Raw genomic sequence first — 17723 nt, forward strand, 5'->3', positions numbered from 1 at the left:
GCGACCACCGGGGCGCCGGGCGACCGAAGGGGACCTCCTAGCATGACCTTGCCCCGCATGCCCCTGCCCGACGTCCTGCGGCACCGCGATTTCACCCTCTACTGGTCCGGCGTGGTCCTCTCCCAGATCGGCACCCGGGGCGCGGTCGCCGCCAATCTCTACCAGGTCTACCAGCTCACCGGGTCCACCGCGCAGGTCGGTCTCGTGGGCCTCGCGCAGGCGGTGGCGCTGCTCGTCCTCTCCCCGCTCGGCGGGGTGCTCGCCGACCGCCTCGACCGGCGGCGGCTGCTCCAGTGGAGCCAGTCGCTCGCGCTGTTCGCCTCGCTGGGCCTCGCTCTCCTCACCCTCACGGGTGCCGCCACCGTGCCCGCCGTGCTCGCGGGTTCCCTGCTCGCGACGGCTGCCGCGACCTTCGACCAGCCGGCCCGTCAGGCGCTCATCCCCGCGATGGTGCCGCGCTCCCAGCTCGTCGCCGCCTTCGCCCTCCTCAACCCCTCGCGGGAACTCGCCGTGCTGCTCGGTCCCGCGCTCGCCGGGGTACTCATCGCGCTCGGCGGGCCCGGCGCCGTGTACGTGCTCGACACCGTGACGTACGCGGCGCTGATCGCCGTGCTCGGGGTGCTGCGGGTGCCGCCGCTCGCCGGGGACGGCGGACGCGGCGGGGTGTGGCGGAGCCTGCGCGAAGGGCTCGTGTACGTGCGTGAGGAACCGGTCGTGTGGCGGCTCATGGCGCTCGACCTGAGCGCGACGCTCTTCGGTGCGTACCGGGTCCTGCTGCCCGAGCTGTCGGACAAGGTGCTGCACGCGGGGCCCACCGGGTACGGGCTGCTCTCCGCCGCCCCTTCGGCGGGTGCGCTCATCGGCTCGGTGTGGATCTTCCGCCTGGTGCGCACGGCCCGTGCGGGGCACCTCGTGCTGTGGGGCACGGCCGGGTACGGAATCGCCGTGCTCGCCCTGGCCCAGGCGCGGGTGCTGTGGCTCGCGCTGCCCGCCGCGCTCGCGCTCGGTGCCGCCGACGCGATGGCCACGACCGTGCGGCACGCGGCGGTACAGGTCGAGACGCCCGACGCGCTGCGGGGGCGGGTCTCGGCGATCTACCAGATGTGCTCGCGCGGGGGTCCCGCGCTCGGCGACTCGCTGCTCGGCGCGCTCGCCGGGGCGCTCGGCCCGGTCGCCGCGCTCACGGCGGGCGGTCTCGTCCCGCTCGCCGCCTCGGGACTGAGCGGCGCCCTCGGTACGACGGTACGGGACTACCGGGTCCCTGAGGAGCCGGCCGAAGGCTCCGCGTGAACCGAGCCGCGCGCGCCTTTCCGGCGGCGCGGCTGTCCTTCCCCACCGACAGGAGGCACTCATGGCCACCCACACCACCACCGGAACCACCCACTACCACGTGCAGAAACGCAGGCGCGCGCGGTTCATCGAGGAATGGCGCGCCCACCACCGCACCGTGGTGCGGCACGAGGACGCGGTGCCGCGGCCGACCGCGCGCGGCAGCCGGGTCGGCGTGTACGTCGGCGCGGACGGCGACCGGCCCACGCGCACGATGGACGCGCTCGTCCACGAGGTCGACCCGGGCGTCGTCACCACGGTCCACCGGCACTCCTGGGACGCGATGCTCTTCTGCGTCGGGGGCGCGGGGTGGATCGAGATCGACGGGCGGCGGGTCGACTGGCGGGCCGGAGACTCGGTGCACGTACCGGCCTGGGCCTGGCACCGCAGCGGCAACGAGGGGGCGGCGACGGCCCGTTACCTCTCGTTCTCCAGCGAGCCACTGCTGGAGACGATGGGCATGGCGGTCCTGGAGGACGCGGGGCGGCGGCCGTACGCCGAGCTGCCGCCCCGGCCTCCGTACTCGCCCGGCAGGGACGGGGCCGACCCGTACGCGGCGCGGCTGCGACGGCTCGCCGCCGACCAGGACGGGCGGCGCTCGGGCAGGCTGCACACCGACTGGGACGAGCTGGAGCTGCGCAATACGCCGCGCGGGACCCGCACCACGTTCCTCCTGGACCGGGCGATCGGCTATCAGGCCTCGGGCATCACGATGGCGATGTTCGAGATCGGTCCCGGGCGCGCGCAGTCGATGCACCGGCATCCCGGTGAGGCGTGGCTGTACGTCGTCGACGGCGAGGGCGAGAGCTATCTGGGCGCCGAGCCGGAGGGCGGCGAGCGGCACCCCTGGCGCAAGGGGGACCTCATCGTCGTCGACCACTTCCTGTGGCACCAGCACATCAACACCGACCCGGAGCACACGGCGAGGGTGGTGCGCATCCACATGTTCGACAGTCTCCTGGAGACGATGCGGGCGCTCGCCGATCCGCTGGTCCTCTTCGAGGAGCCGCCGGAGCACATCCGCGACGCGCAGGCCGGTGACCCCTCGACGATCGACTGGCCGGCGCTCGACCGGCCCGTCTGGCCGTGAGGCGGGGGTGCGCGTGAACGAGGCGCTGCCGCACGGAGTGACAGGGGTGCACGCACTGCCCGCCGGCCATCACGAGGGCCCGTGGGACGCCGTGTTCGTCCCTGCCGGGGTCAAGGAGCGGTTGCTCGCCACGGCGCTGCTCGTGCTGCGGCACGGGGCGCGGCTCGCGGGCTCGGCGACGGCGCCGCACGGGCTCATCGTGCTCGCGGGGCCGCCGGGCACGGGCAAGTCGACGCTCGCGCGGGGGCTCGCGCAGGCCGTGGCGCGGGAGCTGGCGCCGCGCGGCGCGACGACGCTGGTCGAGGCCGATCCGCACGCGTTTCCCAGTGAGTTGCTGGGCGAGAGCCAGCGGGCCGTGGCGCGCCTGTTCGGCGAGACGCTGCCCGAGCTGGCGGCGCGGCGGCCGCACACGATGGTGCTGTTCGACGAGGTGGAGGCGCTCGCCGTGCGCCGGCAGTCGGCCTCGTTCGACACCAATCCTGTCGATGTGCACCGGGCGACGGACGCGGTGCTCAGCGGACTGGACGCGCTGCGCGCGGCGCGTCCCGGCACGCTGCTCGTCGTGACGACGAACTTCCCCGAGGCGGTGGACGAGGCGTTCCTGTCGCGCGCGGACCTGCTGGTGCGGACCGGGCTGCCCGGCGAGGACGTGGTACCCCTCATCGTCGCCGACTCGCTGCGGGAGCTGGCGGACCAGTGGCCGGGGCTGCGGGCGCTCGCCGGGGACGAGGAGACGATCGGGGCGGTGGCGAAGCGGCTCGCAGGACTCGACGGGCGGCGGATACGCAAGGCGGTGCACGCGGCGCTCGCGCAGCGGCTCGCGGTCGCGCGCGAGCCGGAACTCCTCGGCGCGCGGGACCTGTTGAGCGCGGCGGACGAGGCCGCGGCGGAGGCACGCGCCCAGCCTCCCGGCTCGGGCTCCGGCTGAGCGGTCCGGCGTACGGGAAGGGGCCCCGCCTTCGGGACTCTGTTGGTAAAAGGCAAGGCCCCTCCACGTGACTTTGGTCTTCACCGCCCGGTTGTGGGCGGTGAAGACCAATTTCGCGTCTGGGGAGGGCGTCGGGGTGTCGTTGCGTGTGCTGGGGCTGGGGGAGATTCCGGCGGAGACCGCGCGGGTTGCGCGGGTGGTGTGTCCTCGTGGTGCTTTCGCGATGCGACTGCGGGAGGAGTTCGCCGAGGTCTTCGCGGGGGAGGCGTTCGCCGACCTGTATGCCGGTCGGGGACGCCCTGCTGTCGCACCGGGAGTGTTGGCCCTGGTCACGGTGTTGCAGTTCGCCGAGGGGCTGTCTGACCGGCAGGCGGCGGATGCCGTGCGCACGCGGATCGACTGGAAGTACGCGATCGGTCTGGAGCTGACAGACACCGGGTTCGACTACTCGGTACTCAGCGAGTTCCGGTCCCGGCTGCTGGCAGGCGAGAAGGCCGGCGAGGTCTTTGACCTGGTCCTGCGCCTGGCCAGGGAACGCGGGCTGTTGAAGACCGCGGGACGGCAGCGGACCGACTCCGCGAAGGTGCTGGGAGCGATCACAGGACTGAACCGGCTGGCGCTGGTCGGGGAAAGCCTGCGGGCCGCTCTGAACGCGATCGCGGCCGTGGCGCCGGACTGGTTGGTCGACCGGGTCGATCTGGAATGGTTCGACCGCTACGGACATCGGGTCGAGGAGGCCCGGCTGCCTAGGAGCAAGGACAAGCAGCGGGCCTGGACGGCGCAGGTCGGCGCGGACGGTGTGCGGCTGATGACCGCGGTCTTCGCCCCTGACGCACCGCGCGAGGTGAGGATGCTCGGGCCGGTGGAGGTGCTGCGGCAGGTCTGGGTGAAGAACTACCGGGTCAGTGAGGGCGAGGTGCGCTGGCGGGAGGAGAAGGACCTCCCGCCGGGCAGACTTCAGCCCTGTTCGCCCTATGACCTCGATGCCCGCCGTGGCGCCAAGGCCGGTTCCGGGTGGGCCGGTTATCTGATCCAGCTGACAGAGACGTGCGAGCCGGACGTGCCGAACCTGATCACACACGTCGCCACCACGGACGCGTCCGTCAACGACTCGAAGATGACCCAGACCATCCAGGCGGACCTGTCTGCCCGCGGCATGCTGCCCGCTGTCCACCTGGCCGACGGGAACTACATCGACGGCAGCAACATCCTCGCCGCGCAGAGGATGGGCGTCGAGTTGCTGGGGCCGGTTGGGAGGAACACCACGGTCCAGGCGAAAGGACGGTTCGCCACTGACGCCTTCACCGTCGACTGGGACCGCCGGCAGGTGACCTGTCCCAACGGGGTCACCACAGGCCAGTGGTATCCCCGCATCAACTCCAAGGGTATTGAAGTCGTCCGGGTCCGCTTCCGGCATACCGAGTGCCGCCCCTGCCCCGACCTGCGTGCATGCGTCGGATCAGCCACCGGCGAGCGCCGCGAGATCATGCTGCGGCGTCACGATGAACACCACGCGATCCAGCGGAACCGCGCCGCCCGGCAAACCCGCGAATGGCGCGACCGCTACCAGCAGCGCAACGGCATCGAGGCCACCGTCTCCCAGGGAGTCCGCGCCTTCGGCATGCGCCGGTCCCGCTATCGCGGCCAGCCCAAGACGCACCTCCAACACCTTTTCGCCGCTGCGGCGATGAACCTTTCGCGGCTCGACTCCTGGACCAACGGCACACCACGAATCGGCGCCCGCATCTCCCGCTTCGAAGCCCTGAGGCCCGCCGCCTAACGGCAGCGGGCCTCAGGCAGGGGCCAGGCATAAGCCAACAGAGTCCTTCGGGCGGGGCCCCTTCCGTGATGTCAGGTCCGGTGCGTCCGGCCCGTGGAGTCCTGCTCAGGTGCGCGCGTACTCGGGGGCGTCCTCGAAGTAGTGCACGGTGTCGTAGCCGAGGTGCTTGAAGACCCGGTTCTGCGCGGACAGGACGCGCAGCGGGGTGCCGTCGGCGGCGAAGAGCTGGCAGATGTGGTTCTGCGGCACGTACAGCGTGTCGCCCTCGGTGATGTCGTACCGGATCGGCTCCTTCGCGACGCGCGCGTAGTACTTCTCGGCGATCTCGGCCTCGACCTCCCACTGGAGGGCGTAGCCGCCGCCCTCCAGGACGTAGAGGACCTCGTCGGCCATCTTCCAGTACTTGCCGGAGCGGCTGCCCTCGGGGATGTCGAGCTCGAAGGCGTCGATGGAGAAGATGCGGGCGTCGGTGCGCTCGGGCGAGGACATGACGCGGACGCGACCGAGCGGCGTCGTCTCCCACTTCGTGTCGGCCGGGGAGATGACCTTCTTGCGGCCGAGGACGCCGGGGGTCCAGATGCGCGACCAGTCCTCGCGCTCGCCGAACTCGTCGGGCCGCTCGATGGGTCCGCTGCGGCCCTGCTGGAGCAGGCCCATGAACATCCAGGTGCTCTTGGCCTTGACGACGAGGGCGGTGGCGGTCTCGTCGTAGGGGTTGAAGTGGCGGTGCACGGAGTCGGTGTGGACGAAGACGAGGTCGTCCTTGGCCCAGTCGTAGCGCTGGTCGTCGTGGATCTCGTAGCCCCGGCCGCGCAGGATGTAGAAGGCGGCCTCGTTCTGGTGACCGTGCCCGTGGTTGCTGGACTCGGGCGGGAGTTCCACGAAGTGGACCTGGATCGTCTGGGTGAGGAAGTCCTCATCCCCTGGCCCGACACGCCACCAGGTACGGGACTTCTCGCTGTCCCCGGAGTGGGCCACCTTCGCGTCGTCCACGACGACCGAGTCGTCCCTGACCCGGTCGACCGCGAGCTGTCGTTTGCGGAACTCGCCCAGACCGTAGGTCTCGGACGTCAGGCCGCGAACAAAGACGCGTCCCTTCTTGGCCATGCTGTGCCTCCCGTGCGGGCGGATTGGGCGTCTGTCACTCAGACCTCTGATGGTATGACCATAATACCTGCGAGGGGTCGGGGGAACCCCGGGGAGCGGCCCGGCGCACGAGGAACGGACGCGGGGCACGCACGAGGGCCCGGCTCCGGAAGACCTCTCCGGAACCGGGCCCCTGGCACGGTGTCAGCACGGCCTCGGCGCGACCTCGGCGCGACGACGGGCGCGTCGGGCGGCGTCGGCGGGCGGCGTCGGCGGGCGCCCTCCGCGGCCGCTCAGGCTTCCCGCGAGCGCCCGGCCCCCTGGGAGCGCACGCGCGCGGCGGTGCGCTCCAGGTGGGTGCGCATGACGCCGCTCGCCTGCTCCACGTCGCGGGCGGCGACCGCCTCGACGAAGGAACGGTGCTCGCGCGAACCGCGCTTGCCCATCCTCGGCTCCACCGTCTGGGCCTCGCGCAGGCTCATGAGGAGCGGGCCGTGGAAGGACTCCACGAGCATCCGGATGGCCGCGTTGTGGGTGCAGTCGGCGACCCGGGTGTGGAATTCGGCGGACATCTCCATCGTGTAGACGCCCTCCTCCATCGCCGCGATGTGGGCGTCGCACAGCGCGAACAGCTCGTCGAGGTCCTCGTCCGTCGCCCGTTCCACGATGAGCGGCACGATGCCGAGTTCGAAGACGAGGCGCGCCTCGGTCACTTCGGCGGCGGTCAGCGGCGAGAGCGAGAGCAGTGTCGCGAGCCCTTCGCCGACCTGCCGGGAGTCCGGTGTCGTCACGAAGGCGCCGCCCCGGGCGCCGACCCGGATCTCGACGAGCCCGCCCGCTTCCAGGATGCGCAGCGCCTCGCGCACCGTGACCCGGCTGACGCCGAAGTGCACGCACAGGTCCCGCTCGCTCGGCAGCCGGTCGCCCGGCTTGAGCTTCTCCTCCTTCAGGAGCATCCGGATCTGTTCCACGATGACCTGGGAGACCCGGCTGGAGGACACGGCCTTGAACAGCCCCTCGGGTGCGGGAGCCGCGGGCGATCCCTTGGCGTTCGGCGCTGGCTTCGGCTGACTCCCGGGACGCGATGGCATGCGAACAATCTCCCACGAATGGCGGCGGTTGACCGTGAGCCTCGACCGGGCTTACGGTCTGACCAAATTACCAGCCGTTGACCCTCCCGCGCGCCGGATGGGGTGAGGCGTGTGCCACCCCCGGGGATTTCGGCCGGTTCTGTGCACCGTACCGGCCGGTGGACGACCCCGAGGGCCTTCGCCCGCGCCGGGCGGCTCCGGCCTCAGCAGTTGCACACCGCTCACGGGCGGTCGTCGCGCTCCCGCCTCTCGCGAGCCCGCCCCTCCCGCTCTCGTCTTCCCGCTCCCGCCTTCCGGGCGCGCCGACTCGCCGAGCCCGCGGACGCGCCTCGCGCAGGTGGCGGCCCGCAGGGCGAGGAGATGGCGGTACTCGTCGGTGAGGGTCCCGCAGTGACGGAGCATGAGGAACGCGGGCGCCGGCCTTCGGGAATCATGACGCGCCTCCCCCGCCGGGGTCTTCCGACGGGGCGTCGGCCGCCTCGCGCAGGGAGTGGTCCAGCGTGCGCATGAGCCGGGCGACGCGGCTGCTGCCGCCCTCGGCGGGCGGGTAGCGGCGGAGCACGTCGACGAGTACCGGCGTCGCCCGCTGCCGCGCGCGCTCCAGCAGCGCCTCGGCGACCTCCGGGTCACCGCCCGCCTCCAGCTCCCCGATCCGCGCGACGCTCGCGCAGGCCCGCAGGAGGTGACCGACCTGCGTCGCCCTGGCGAGGGGATGCAGGTACGCGGCCGAAGCGGCGTCCCCCGCGCAGCGCGCGGCCAGTCGCGCGGCCTCGGTGGGCGCGGCCCCGGCGGCGCGGTGGGCGTCCAGGGAAGCGACACGCTGCGCCGCCGTCCTGCGGGCTCCTTCGACGAAGGCCAGGGCCGCTTCGATCGCGAGGCGCGGACGGGGGTCGCGGGGGACGGCCCGCTCGAAGACCGGCAGGACGTCCTCCGCGTGCCGCACCACGTAACGCGTCACGACACGGAGTTCGTCCATCGTCAGCTCGAAGTCCCCGGATGCCTTGTGCGTGCGCTGCGCCATGACCCGGAATCGTATCCCCGCGCGCTCCACCGGGGACCGGACGACCAGGGCCCCACCCCGGGCTCCCGGCGCCTCCTCGGACGCCCGCTTGGCCGGGGTTCGCCCGGTGAACTACGGTTCAGCCGCACCGTGTGCCCGGCTCCGTCCCCGAGAGCCGGGAGTCAGAGAACCCTGGAGCAGTCAGTGCCACAGGCGAGCACCGCCGAGTCACCCGTGGGCCCCCTGGAGCGCGGGCTGCTCGTGCTGCGGGCGCTGGGAAGGGCGCCGGGCGGGCGCTTGGCGGCGACGGGGCTCGTACGGGAGACGGGGCTCGCGCGCTCGCCCGTGGACCGGATCGTGGGCACGTTGCTGCGGCTCGGGTACGTGCGCGAGGAGGACCGCGACGTCGTACTCGCGCCGCCGTTGCTCGCCCTCGGGGCGGCGTACCTGCGGGGGCTGCCCGCGCGGCTCGACCCGCTCGCGGCGCGGCTCGCCGACGCGCTCGACGAGTCGGTGTCGCTCGCGGTGCCCGACCGCGAGGCGGCGCGGTTCGTCGCGCAGCACACGCGGCGGCGCGCCCTCTCGGTCTCCTTCCGCGTCGGGGACGCGCTCCCCGCCGACCGCTGCGCCGCGGGCATCCTCTTCGCCGGTGGCTGGCCACCGGAGCGGTACGCGGAGTGGGCGGCGCGCCCCGCGGACCCAGGCGACTTCCCCGCGCTGCCCGATCCGCACCGGGCCAGGGCGTCCGCCGGGGAGTTGCGGGTACGGGCCGGGGCCGCGCGGGCGCGGGGCTGGGCGCTCGACGACCAGCTCATCGAGCCGGGGCTCATCGCGCTCGCCGTGCCGGTGCGGGACCCCGGCGGAGACGTCGCGGCCGCGCTCAGCGCCGTCAGCCACACAAGCCGCCACTCCCCCGCGCGACTGTGTGAAGCGACGCTCGACCCGCTGCGCGAGACGGCCGCCGCGATGGAGGCGGCCCTCGCCTCGCCCGCCGGGCCCGCCCCCGCGCCCCCCGCTCCCGCGGCCGACCCGACGGCCGACGCGAAGCGGGAACTCGGTCCCGGCTACCTGCAATCGCTCGCCCGCGGGCTCGCTGTGCTCGCCTCGCTCGGCGAGGTGCCCGCCGGCATGAGCCTCGCCGACGTGGCCCGCGCCACCGATCTGCCCCGCGCGACCGCGCGGCGCAGCCTCCTGACCCTCGAACAGCTCGGGTACGTCGCGGCACACGACGGGCTCTTCACGCCGCTCCCGCAGGTGCTCGCCCTCGGCCACGCGCCGCTGTCGCGGCTCTCCGTCGGTGAACTCGCCCAGCCCCACCTGGCCGCGCTCGTCGGGGAGCTGAAGGAGTCGGCCTCGCTCGCGGTGCTCGACGGCGGGGACATCAGGTACGTGGCGCGCGTCGCGGCGAGCCGCATCATGAGCGTCACCATCACCCTCGGCACGCGCTTCCCCGCCTCGGCGACCTCGATGGGCCGGGTCCTGCTCGCCGGGCTCACGCCGGAGGAGCGCGCGCGCCACCTCGCCGCGTACCCGCCGCGCGCGCTCACCCCGTACACCCGCACGGACCCCGCGGTGCTGCGCCGCACCCTGGACGACGTGGCCAGGGACGGATACGCCCTTGTCGACCAGGAGCTGGAGGAAGGGCTGCGCTCGGTCGCCGCGCCGGTGCGCGCGGCGGACGGCCGCGTTGTCGCCGCCGTCAACGTCTCCCTCCACGCGGGCCGCACCTCGGCGGCGGAGGCCCGCGCGACCGTACTCCCCGCACTGCGCGCGACGGCGGAACGGATCACGGCGGACGTCGTGGCGACGGGCGCGACGGGCGCGACGGGCGGGACGGGCGCGACGGGCGCGACGGGCGCGACGGGCGCGACGGGCGCGACGGCAGGCTGAGCGCCCGGCAGGAACGGGTCTTCGGGAGGACATGGGCGCGTCACGCGACAATAATTGCGAAAGAAATATTGCGCAGTCTTTCTTTCGGAACCATACTCGACGCATGCCCGCACCTCAGGACTCCGCCCCCCGGAACTCCACACCTCAGCACTCCACACCTCCGGACTCCGCACGCCAGACTTCCGCCCCCCAGGACCCCGCCCCCGAGGGGCCCCGTCCTCAGCAGGTCACCGAGCTGGCCCGCCTGAAGGCCTTCACCAATCCGCTCCGGATGCGGCTGTACCGGCTGCTGTACGCGGCCGGGGCCGCGACCGCCTCGCAGCTCGCCGAGCAGGTCGACGAGGCGCCCTCGCTGGTCAGCTACCACTTGCGCAAACTCGCCGGGCACGACTTCGTGACGGAGGCCCCCGAGCACGCGCGGGACGGTCGCGAGCGCTGGTGGCGGGTGGCGAACGAGGGCGGATTCGGCTTCAGGAACGCACACTTCGCGGGGACCCCGGAGGGTGCGGCCACCGCGCAGGCGGTGGCGCACGCGATCGCCGAGACCCGCTTCGAGCAGTACAGGCACTACCTCGCGCAGGCGCAGGCCTGGGGCACGGAGTGGTCCGACGCGGCGACGTCCTCGGAGTGGGTCATGGACCTCACCGCCGAAGAACTCGCGGAAATGGGGCGGGAGTTCGAAACGCTCGCGACGCGATGGCGCGAGCGGGCCAAGGCGGCGGGACGGTCCGGCGACGGGCGGGAGCGCGAGCACATCTCCCTGCACCTGTACAGCTTTCCGTTCCGGACCTGACAGGGGCCGCGCCTGCGGCGCGCCCCGTGCGACACCCCCGTCCCGGCGCATCCCCGGCGCGCGACCTTCCGGCGCGCCCCCGCCTGCGCACACCTGCCCGCGCCACCCTTCCGGCGCGTCCCGAGGAGCCTCGTCATGGCCGTTCCCGCACCAGCCGCCCCCGTCGCCCCGCTCCGTCCCGCGCACCGCGACGGGAACGTGCTGCGCTGGCTCCTCGCGTACACCGCCTCGCTCGTCGGCGACGGCGTGTACTTCGTGGCGCTGGCCTGGGCGGCGCAGAGGGTCGCCGGACCCACCGAGGTGGGTTTCGTGATGGCGACGGGGGCGGTGCCCCGCGCGGTGCTCATGCTGGGCGGCGGGGTGCTCGCCGACCGCTTCGACCCGCGCCGGATCGTGCTCGGCAGCGACGCGGTGCGGTGCGTGCTGATCCTCGGGGTCGCGGGGGCCGTCGCGCTCACCTCGCCCGCGCTGTGGCTCCTCGTGCTCGTCGCGCTCGTCTTCGGCACGGTGGACGCGCTGTTCGTCCCTGCCGTGGGCGCCCTGCCGCCGCGCCTGACCCGCCCCGACCAGTTCGCGCGGGTCGTCGGGATGCGGTCGCTCGCGATGCGGCTGAGCCAGATCACGGCGCCGCCGCTCGCGGGGCTCGCGCTGGGTCTCGGCGGGGTGCCCGTCACGTTCGCCGTGGCCGGGACGCTCTTCGCGCTGTCGCTGCCGCTGCTGTCCTCCTTGCGGATACACCCCCCGGAAGCGACGAACGAAGCGGAGACACCCGCCGCCCCCACCCGTCTGCGCGCCGAACTGGCCGACGGCCTGCGCTACATCGGCGGGCACCCGCTCGTGCGGCCTCTCGTCCTCGCGCTCGCGCTGTGCGAACTCGGGCTCTCCTCGACGCTCAACGTCGGGCTGATCCTCCTCAACGCCGAACGCGGCTGGGGCCCTTCGGGGTACGGCTGGATCGTGGGTGCCTTCGGCGCGGGCGCAGCGGCCGGCGCCGCGCTCCTCACGGTGGTCGGGTGGGTGCCACGCGCCGGTCTCGTGCTGGGCGGGACGCTCGGTCTCGCCTGCGTGAGCACGGGGGTGCTCGGCTTCGTCCCCGTCCTCGGTGTCGTCGTCGGGTGCGCGGCGCTCACGGGGCTCGCGGCCGGGACGGCGGGAAGTCTCAACAACAGCCTCCTCCAGAACGCCGCCGATCCCGCCTACCTCGGGCGGGTCACCTCGGTCGTCATGCTCACGATGGTCGGGCTCGCGCCGCTGTCGTACCCGGTGGCGGGGGCCGCGATCGGCGCCTGGGGCGCGGGCCCGGTCTTCGCGGCAACCGCCGCGCTCTCGGCCTGTGGCGCCGCGTACCTGCTCCTGGGCCGGGCGGCACGAGGCACCGAACTCCCGCGCGCCCGGGCTGCCTTGAAGGACCGCTCCGCCTCGCCCGACGCCGTGCCGCGCGAGGCCGGCGCGTCAGGCGCGTGAGCACTCCGTAACGCCCCGTTCACGCGGTGCGCGGACGCAGGGAAACACCCCGTCCCTAGCCTCCCTCCTGCCCGGCATCACCTACCGTCCCCAGGAGGGCATGCATGAGCACCACCCAGTCGCGGCCGCCGACCGCAGCGGAACCCGCGCCCGACAGTCCCGTTCGCGAGAGCGGGGCGGTGCGGGAGACCCTGGAGGACTACACGCTCCGCTTCGCCCCGCGCTCGTACCGCCGCTGGACCCCGATGGTGGTGGCGACGACGGCGCTCGGCGGCATCGCCTACATGGCGGACTTCTCGATCGGCGCGGGGATCGGGCTGAGCCACGGCACGGGGAACGCGCTGCTCGCGATCGGGCTCGCGGCCGTGCTCATCTTCGTGACGGGCTTCCCGCTCGCGTACTACGGGGCCCGCTACAACCTCGATCTGGACCTCATCACGCGTGGTTCGGGCTTCGGCTACTTCGGCTCGGTCCTCACGAGCGTGATCTTCGCGAGCTTCACGTTCGTCTTCTTCGCCCTCGAAGGCTCGATCATGGCGCAGGGCCTCAAACTGGGGCTCCATCTGCCGTTGTGGATCGGGTACCTGGTCTCGACGTTCATGGTGATCCCGCTCGTGATCTACGGGATGAAGGCGCTCAGCAAGCTCCAGGTGTGGACGACACCCGTGTGGCTCCTGCTCATGGTGGGACCGCTCGTCTACGTCGTCGCCGAGGACCCCGGCACGGTGGACCGCTTCCTCGCGTACGCGGGCACCTCGGGCGACGGCGGCATCAACACCGCGTCGGTGCTGCTCGGCGCGGGGGTGTGCCTCTCGCTCATCGCGCAGATCGGCGAGCAGATCGACTACCTGCGCTTCATGCCGCCCCGCACCGACAAGAACCGGCGCGCGTGGTGGACGGCCGTCGTCATGGCGGGGCCCGGCTGGGTCGTGCTCGGCGCGCTCAAGCAGGCCATCGGCGTCTTCCTCGCCGTGTACATCCTCTCCGGCGTGGGACCTGCGGCAGCGACGGAGCCGATCCAGCAGTTCCGGGGCGCGTTCGACGCGATGATGCCCTCGTGGCTCGTGGTGCCGCTCGCCGTCGTCCTCGTCGTGATCAGCCAGATCAAGATCAACGTGACGAACGCCTACTCGGGTTCGCTCGCGTGGACGAACTCCTTCACCCGTGTGACCCGCCGCTACCCGGGCCGTATGGTCTTCGTGCTCGTCAACCTGGGGTTCGCGCTCGCGCTGATGGAGGCCGACATGTTCAGCTTCCTCAACGACATCCTGAGCTTCTACTCGAACTGCGCGATCGCCTGGGTCGTGACCGTCGCGACCGACATCATGATCAACAAGTACGTCCTGAAACTCTCGCCGCTTCAGCCCGAGTTCCGGCGCGGGATGCTCTACGCGGTCAACCCGGTCGGCGTCGTCTCCTTCGTCGCGGCCTCGGGCCTGTCGATCGCGATGTACTTCCACGCGCTCGGCGACACCCTCCAGCCCTATTCACCGGTGGCCGCCGTCGTCATCGCCTTCGTCCTCACGCCTGTCATGGCCCTGGCGACTCGCGGGAAGTACTACCTGCGGCGCACCGGCGACGGCATCGCCGAACCGCTCGTCGACGCGAGCGGCAACCCGAGCGCGAGCCCGTACACGTGCCACGTGTGCGCGCAGGAGTACGAGCGCCCCGACGTCACGGCGTGCGTGACGCACGAGGCACACGTGTGCTCACTGTGCCTGAGCACCGACCGGACCGGGGAACACGTGCTGCCGGTGTGAGACGCGGGAGCGCGGTACGGGGCGGGGCGGCGCGCGGCCGGTGGGCGCCGCCCCGCCCCCGTCCGCCCGCCCCCGTACCCGCCCACCTCGTCCCCCGGTGTGCCTCAGGCCCCGCGGCGCCGCAGTGCCACGACGTCGATCTCGACGAGGATGTCCATGAGGTCCGAGCCGACCGTCGTGCGCACGGGGAGCGGGCCGCCCGTGGCCGCGAAGGCGGCGCGGTAGGCGGCGTCGAAACCGGCGAAGTCGCGGCGCAGGTGCTGGAGGTGGACGGTCGCCTTGACGACGTCGGCGAGGCCGAGGCCGTCCGCCGCGAGGACGGCGGCGAGGTTCGCGAGCACCTGCCGTGTCTGCGCCCCGATCCCGTCGGGGACCGCGCCGCTCACGGGGTCCTGCGGGCCGAGGCCCGAGGTGTAGGTGTACGGGCCCGCGGCGAGCCCCTGGCTGTAGGCGCCCGCGGGCGGGGGCGCCGCCTCGGTGCGCAGCGCCTGCCGGGTGGTGTCGGTGCTCATCGGGTCAGGTCCCCTTCCTTCGCGTTGACCTCGGCGTAGTGGCGGAGCTTGTCCTCGTCGACGGTGACGCCGAGTCCGGGCCCCGTCGGGACGGTGAGGCTGCCCTCGCGCAGGGTCAGGGGCTCGATGATGTCGTCGGCGTGCAGGTAGTACATGGAGTCGATGGCCCGCGAGAGGACCGGGGTGCTGGCGACGACGGCGAGGTGCGCGGCGGTCGCGATGCCGAGTTCGCCGCCGCTGTGCAGGTTCATGCCGAGCCCGAAGGTCTCGCAGTGCGCGGCGAGGGCCTTCGTCGCGGCGATGCCGCCCCACTTGTAGACGTCCCCGTGCACGACGTCGACGGCGCCGAGCCGCACGGCGGGCGCGAACTCCTCGAAGCGCACGAGACACATGTTGGTGCACAGCGGGATGCGGACCTTCGCGCGCACCTGGCTCATGCCCTCGATGCCCACGCAGGGGTCCTCCAGGTACTCCAGGTCCAGCTCCTCCAGGGCTATCCCGGCGCGGACCGAGTCCGGCACCGACCAGGCGGCGTTGGGGTCCACGCGCAGGTCGACGGAGGGGAGCGCGGCGCGCAGGGCGCGCAGGATCGCGACGTCACCGGCGACGTCGGTGGTGCCCTTGAGCTTGACGGCGCGGAAGCCGCCCTCCGCGACGACCTTCGCGGTGTGCTCGGCGAGCGCGCCCGGCAGGTCGGCCGGTGCGGCGCCCGGGGCGTCGGCGCGCGTGATGAGCGCGGTGAGCGGGACCTCCGTGCGCACGGGGCCGCCGAGCAGGTCGGTGACGGACTGCCCGGTCGCCTTGCCCATGACGTCCCAGCAGGCGACGTCGAGCGCGGCGAGCGCCGCGTAGCCGAGGTAGCCGTGGAAGAAGGGCACCATGTGCTGCTTGCGGTGGAAGGCTTCGAGCGCGAAGGGGCTGGCGCCGATGAGGTCGTCGGCGAGGACGCGCACGAGTGCGGCGACGGGCTGCCCCCACATCGTCTCGCCCCAGCCGTCGAGCCCGCTGTCCGTGCGGATGCGGACGATGGTGCGGGTCTCGCCCGTCTTGGTCTCGAAGGAGGAGGTGAAGGGGTTGAGGAGGGGGAGGTTGACGACGTGGACGTCGACACCGGTGATCTTCATGGGGTTCCTCGCTGACGTGCTGACTCGCTGAGTGGTGGTACGGGTGAGGCGGGCGGTACGGGGCTCACCCCGTGCCGGAAACGGTTCCTGTGCCGGTCGCGCGGTCGAAGGCGAGCACGGCGTCGGCGAGGGCCCGGACCCGCGCGTCGAGGAGCGCGGCCCCGCGCTCCGCGTCGGCGCCCGAGGCGTCGTCGGTGCTGCCGCCCACGCGTTCCCACTCGCCGTGCCGCTCGGTGGTGAGCCCCGGGTAGGGGGGCCGGTCGAAGAGCGGCGGCGGGTCCACGGGCGCGCGGCCTGGGACGGGGGTACGGACCAGCTCCGGGTGGGCGGCGAGCATGAGCGAGGTCTCGTACCAGCCCGCGTGGCCGGGCACGAGCGGGGCGTGCTCGGGCTCGGTGTCCGCCGCTTCGCCGAGCGACCAGTAGGAGCAGGCCGCGGCCGTGACGTCGGCGCGCAGCGCGAAGCGCTTGACGGCGAGACGCATGATCTCGTCGTTGCCGCCGTGGCCGTTGACGAGGAGGACCCTGCGGTGCCCGGTCGCTGCGAGCGAGTCGAGTATCTCGTCGAGGACGAGGCCGAGGGTGTGCGCGGAGAGGGTGAGCGCGGCGGCGAAGAGGTGGTGGGGGCTGTGCCCGTACGGGAGCGTGGGCAGCCGTACGACGTGCGGGATGCGCTCCCCCGCCGTCGCGCGCTCCGCGAGGTGCGCGAGGGCACGCTCGGTGACGGCTTCGGCGAGCAGGGTGTCGGTGCCGAGGGGGAGGTGTGCGGCGTGTTGTTCCTGCGAGCCGATGGGCAGCAGGGCGATGGCGTCGGGGGCGGCCTCGCGGGTCTCGCGCCAGGTGGTCTCGGTCAGGTACCGGTGGCTCACGCGGCTGTCACCCCGGTGGTGCGGCGTGGCAGAGTCGGCGTATGGCGCATGAACGTTCTCCTTTGCGGTTGGTGCCGTCCCCGGGCGGCGCGAGCGGCGACGACGGTGTGGCGGGCCCGGGCGCGCTGGGCGCCGTCGAGGTGCTGCCGGGGCGCGTGCGGGCCGCGCTCCTGAGCGGCGCCGGGGTGGTGCGGGAGCGGGCCGAGGCGGTCTTCGACCCGGCGGCGGGCGCCGCCGCGGTGGACGCGGCGCTCGCCGAGGTGGCGGGGCTGCTCGCGGCGGGCGCCCCGCTCGGGGTGGGAGTCGCTGCGGCGGGGGTGGTGGACCCGGGCGCGGGGTGTGTCGTGGAGGTGAACGAGGCGCCCGCGCTGCGCGGCTACCCGGTGGCGCGGCGCCTGGAGGCGCTCGTGGGCGCTCCGGTACGGGTCGAGCACAGGGCGAGGGTGCAGGTGCTCGGGGACCGCTGGTTCGGTCCTGGGCGCGGGCGGCGCTCCTTCGCCTCGGTGTCGACGGGTGAGGTCCTGGGGGTCGGCATCCTGTACGGGGGTGAGGTGCTGGCACCGCCGGGCGGGCGCAGCGGGGCGCACATGACGGTCTCGGCGAGCGGGCGCTCCTGCACGTGCGGGCGGCGGGGCTGCTGGAAGACGGTCGCGACGACGCGCTGGCTGCGCGAGCGGGCGCGGGCCGTCGGGCTCGGCGGCGATGTGTCGCTCGGGTCGCTCGTCGCCGCGCCGGGCGAGGAGGCCGCGCGGCTGGTCGCCCGGTACGCGGAGAACCTGGTCCTGGGGCTCGCGACGGTCCAGCAGCTCTTCGCCTGCGGCCTGTTCGTCCTCCACGGCGAGGCGCGCGAGGGCGGGGAGCTGTTCCGGGCGCTGGTCGAGGAGCGCTTGCGCGCGGATGTGCTCGGCGGGGGCGAACCGGTCCGGGTCGTGGTGAGCGAGGCGGCGGTGGACGATGTCGCGCTCCTCGGCGCGGCGGGGCTGGTGCTCTCGGGGCGCTGAGCCGGTC

The 17723-nt window shown here is 73.4% G+C and carries 15 protein-coding genes; 9 read left to right on the top strand and 6 right to left on the bottom strand.

Annotation, left to right across the window (positions count from 1 at the left end):
- Nucleotides 1-42: 42 nt before the first annotated feature.
- From ACQYWQ_RS00425 to ACQYWQ_RS00440, 4 genes are all read left to right on the top strand, one after another.
- Complete coding sequence (locus ACQYWQ_RS00425; protein ID WP_431031826.1) at nucleotides 43-1290, top strand: MFS transporter; 1248 nt, start codon at nucleotides 43-45, stop codon at nucleotides 1288-1290.
- Nucleotides 1291-1351: 61 nt separating this feature from the next.
- On the top strand, nucleotides 1352-2419 hold the full coding sequence (locus ACQYWQ_RS00430) for a cupin domain-containing protein (RefSeq protein WP_431031827.1): 1068 nt from the start codon (nucleotides 1352-1354) through the stop codon (nucleotides 2417-2419).
- 13 nt (nucleotides 2420-2432) lie between these two features.
- Nucleotides 2433-3347, top strand: coding sequence for an AAA family ATPase (locus ACQYWQ_RS00435; RefSeq protein ID WP_431031828.1), 915 nt, complete (start codon nucleotides 2433-2435; stop codon nucleotides 3345-3347).
- Nucleotides 3348-3483: 136 nt separating this feature from the next.
- Entirely contained in the window at nucleotides 3484-5127 is a 1644-nt protein-coding gene (locus ACQYWQ_RS00440; RefSeq protein WP_431039021.1) for an IS1182 family transposase, read from the top strand.
- A 105-nt stretch (nucleotides 5128-5232) separates the two neighbouring features.
- On the opposite strand, the gene ACQYWQ_RS00445 is transcribed toward ACQYWQ_RS00440, so the two are convergent.
- The 3 genes from ACQYWQ_RS00445 to ACQYWQ_RS00455 form a co-directional block, all read right to left on the bottom strand.
- Nucleotides 5233-6234 (bottom strand): cupin domain-containing protein, encoded by a 1002-nt coding sequence (locus tag ACQYWQ_RS00445; protein WP_431031829.1) that lies wholly within the window; start codon nucleotides 6232-6234, stop codon nucleotides 5233-5235.
- A gap of 272 nt (nucleotides 6235-6506) precedes the next feature.
- Nucleotides 6507-7304, bottom strand: coding sequence for a FadR/GntR family transcriptional regulator (locus tag ACQYWQ_RS00450; protein ID WP_431031830.1), 798 nt, complete (start codon nucleotides 7302-7304; stop codon nucleotides 6507-6509).
- A 430-nt stretch (nucleotides 7305-7734) separates the two neighbouring features.
- Nucleotides 7735-8325: a putative immunity protein gene (locus tag ACQYWQ_RS00455; RefSeq protein WP_431031831.1), complete on the bottom strand. Its 591-nt coding sequence runs from the start codon at nucleotides 8323-8325 to the stop codon at nucleotides 7735-7737.
- A gap of 183 nt (nucleotides 8326-8508) precedes the next feature.
- On the opposite strand from ACQYWQ_RS00455, the gene ACQYWQ_RS00460 reads away from it, so the two are divergent.
- From ACQYWQ_RS00460 to ACQYWQ_RS00475, 4 genes are all read left to right on the top strand, one after another.
- The gene (locus ACQYWQ_RS00460; RefSeq protein ID WP_431031832.1) at nucleotides 8509-10194 is read left to right on the top strand and encodes an IclR family transcriptional regulator domain-containing protein; all 1686 of its coding nucleotides are present in this window, start codon (nucleotides 8509-8511) and stop codon (nucleotides 10192-10194) included.
- 103 nt (nucleotides 10195-10297) lie between these two features.
- On the top strand, nucleotides 10298-10987 hold the full coding sequence (locus ACQYWQ_RS00465; RefSeq protein WP_431031833.1) for an ArsR/SmtB family transcription factor: 690 nt from the start codon (nucleotides 10298-10300) through the stop codon (nucleotides 10985-10987).
- Between the two features lie 135 nt (nucleotides 10988-11122).
- The gene (locus ACQYWQ_RS00470) at nucleotides 11123-12451 is read left to right on the top strand and encodes an MFS transporter (RefSeq protein ID WP_431031834.1); all 1329 of its coding nucleotides are present in this window, start codon (nucleotides 11123-11125) and stop codon (nucleotides 12449-12451) included.
- A 104-nt stretch (nucleotides 12452-12555) separates the two neighbouring features.
- Nucleotides 12556-14211, top strand: coding sequence for a purine-cytosine permease family protein (locus tag ACQYWQ_RS00475; RefSeq protein ID WP_431031835.1), 1656 nt, complete (start codon nucleotides 12556-12558; stop codon nucleotides 14209-14211).
- A 104-nt stretch (nucleotides 14212-14315) separates the two neighbouring features.
- Here the strand turns inward: ACQYWQ_RS00475 and ACQYWQ_RS00480 are convergent, their stop codons facing one another.
- The 3 genes from ACQYWQ_RS00480 to ACQYWQ_RS00490 form a co-directional block, all read right to left on the bottom strand.
- Nucleotides 14316-14723 (bottom strand): RidA family protein, encoded by a 408-nt coding sequence (locus tag ACQYWQ_RS00480; protein WP_431031836.1) that lies wholly within the window; start codon nucleotides 14721-14723, stop codon nucleotides 14316-14318.
- On the bottom strand, nucleotides 14720-15847 hold the full coding sequence (locus ACQYWQ_RS00485; protein WP_431031837.1) for a mandelate racemase/muconate lactonizing enzyme family protein: 1128 nt from the start codon (nucleotides 15845-15847) through the stop codon (nucleotides 14720-14722). The genes ACQYWQ_RS00480 and ACQYWQ_RS00485 overlap by 4 nt, the downstream gene beginning before the upstream one ends.
- Before the next feature lie 64 nt (nucleotides 15848-15911).
- Nucleotides 15912-16715, bottom strand: coding sequence for a creatininase family protein (locus ACQYWQ_RS00490; RefSeq protein WP_431031838.1), 804 nt, complete (start codon nucleotides 16713-16715; stop codon nucleotides 15912-15914).
- Nucleotides 16716-16756: 41 nt separating this feature from the next.
- Between ACQYWQ_RS00490 and ACQYWQ_RS00495 the strand changes: the two genes are divergently transcribed.
- Complete coding sequence (locus tag ACQYWQ_RS00495; protein WP_431031839.1) at nucleotides 16757-17716, top strand: ROK family protein; 960 nt, start codon at nucleotides 16757-16759, stop codon at nucleotides 17714-17716.
- The last annotated feature ends 7 nt before the right edge of the window (nucleotides 17717-17723 follow it).

Source organism: Streptomyces sp. P6-2-1 (assembly GCF_050613165.1).
Taxonomy (GTDB): Bacteria; Actinomycetota; Actinomycetes; order Streptomycetales; family Streptomycetaceae; genus Streptomyces.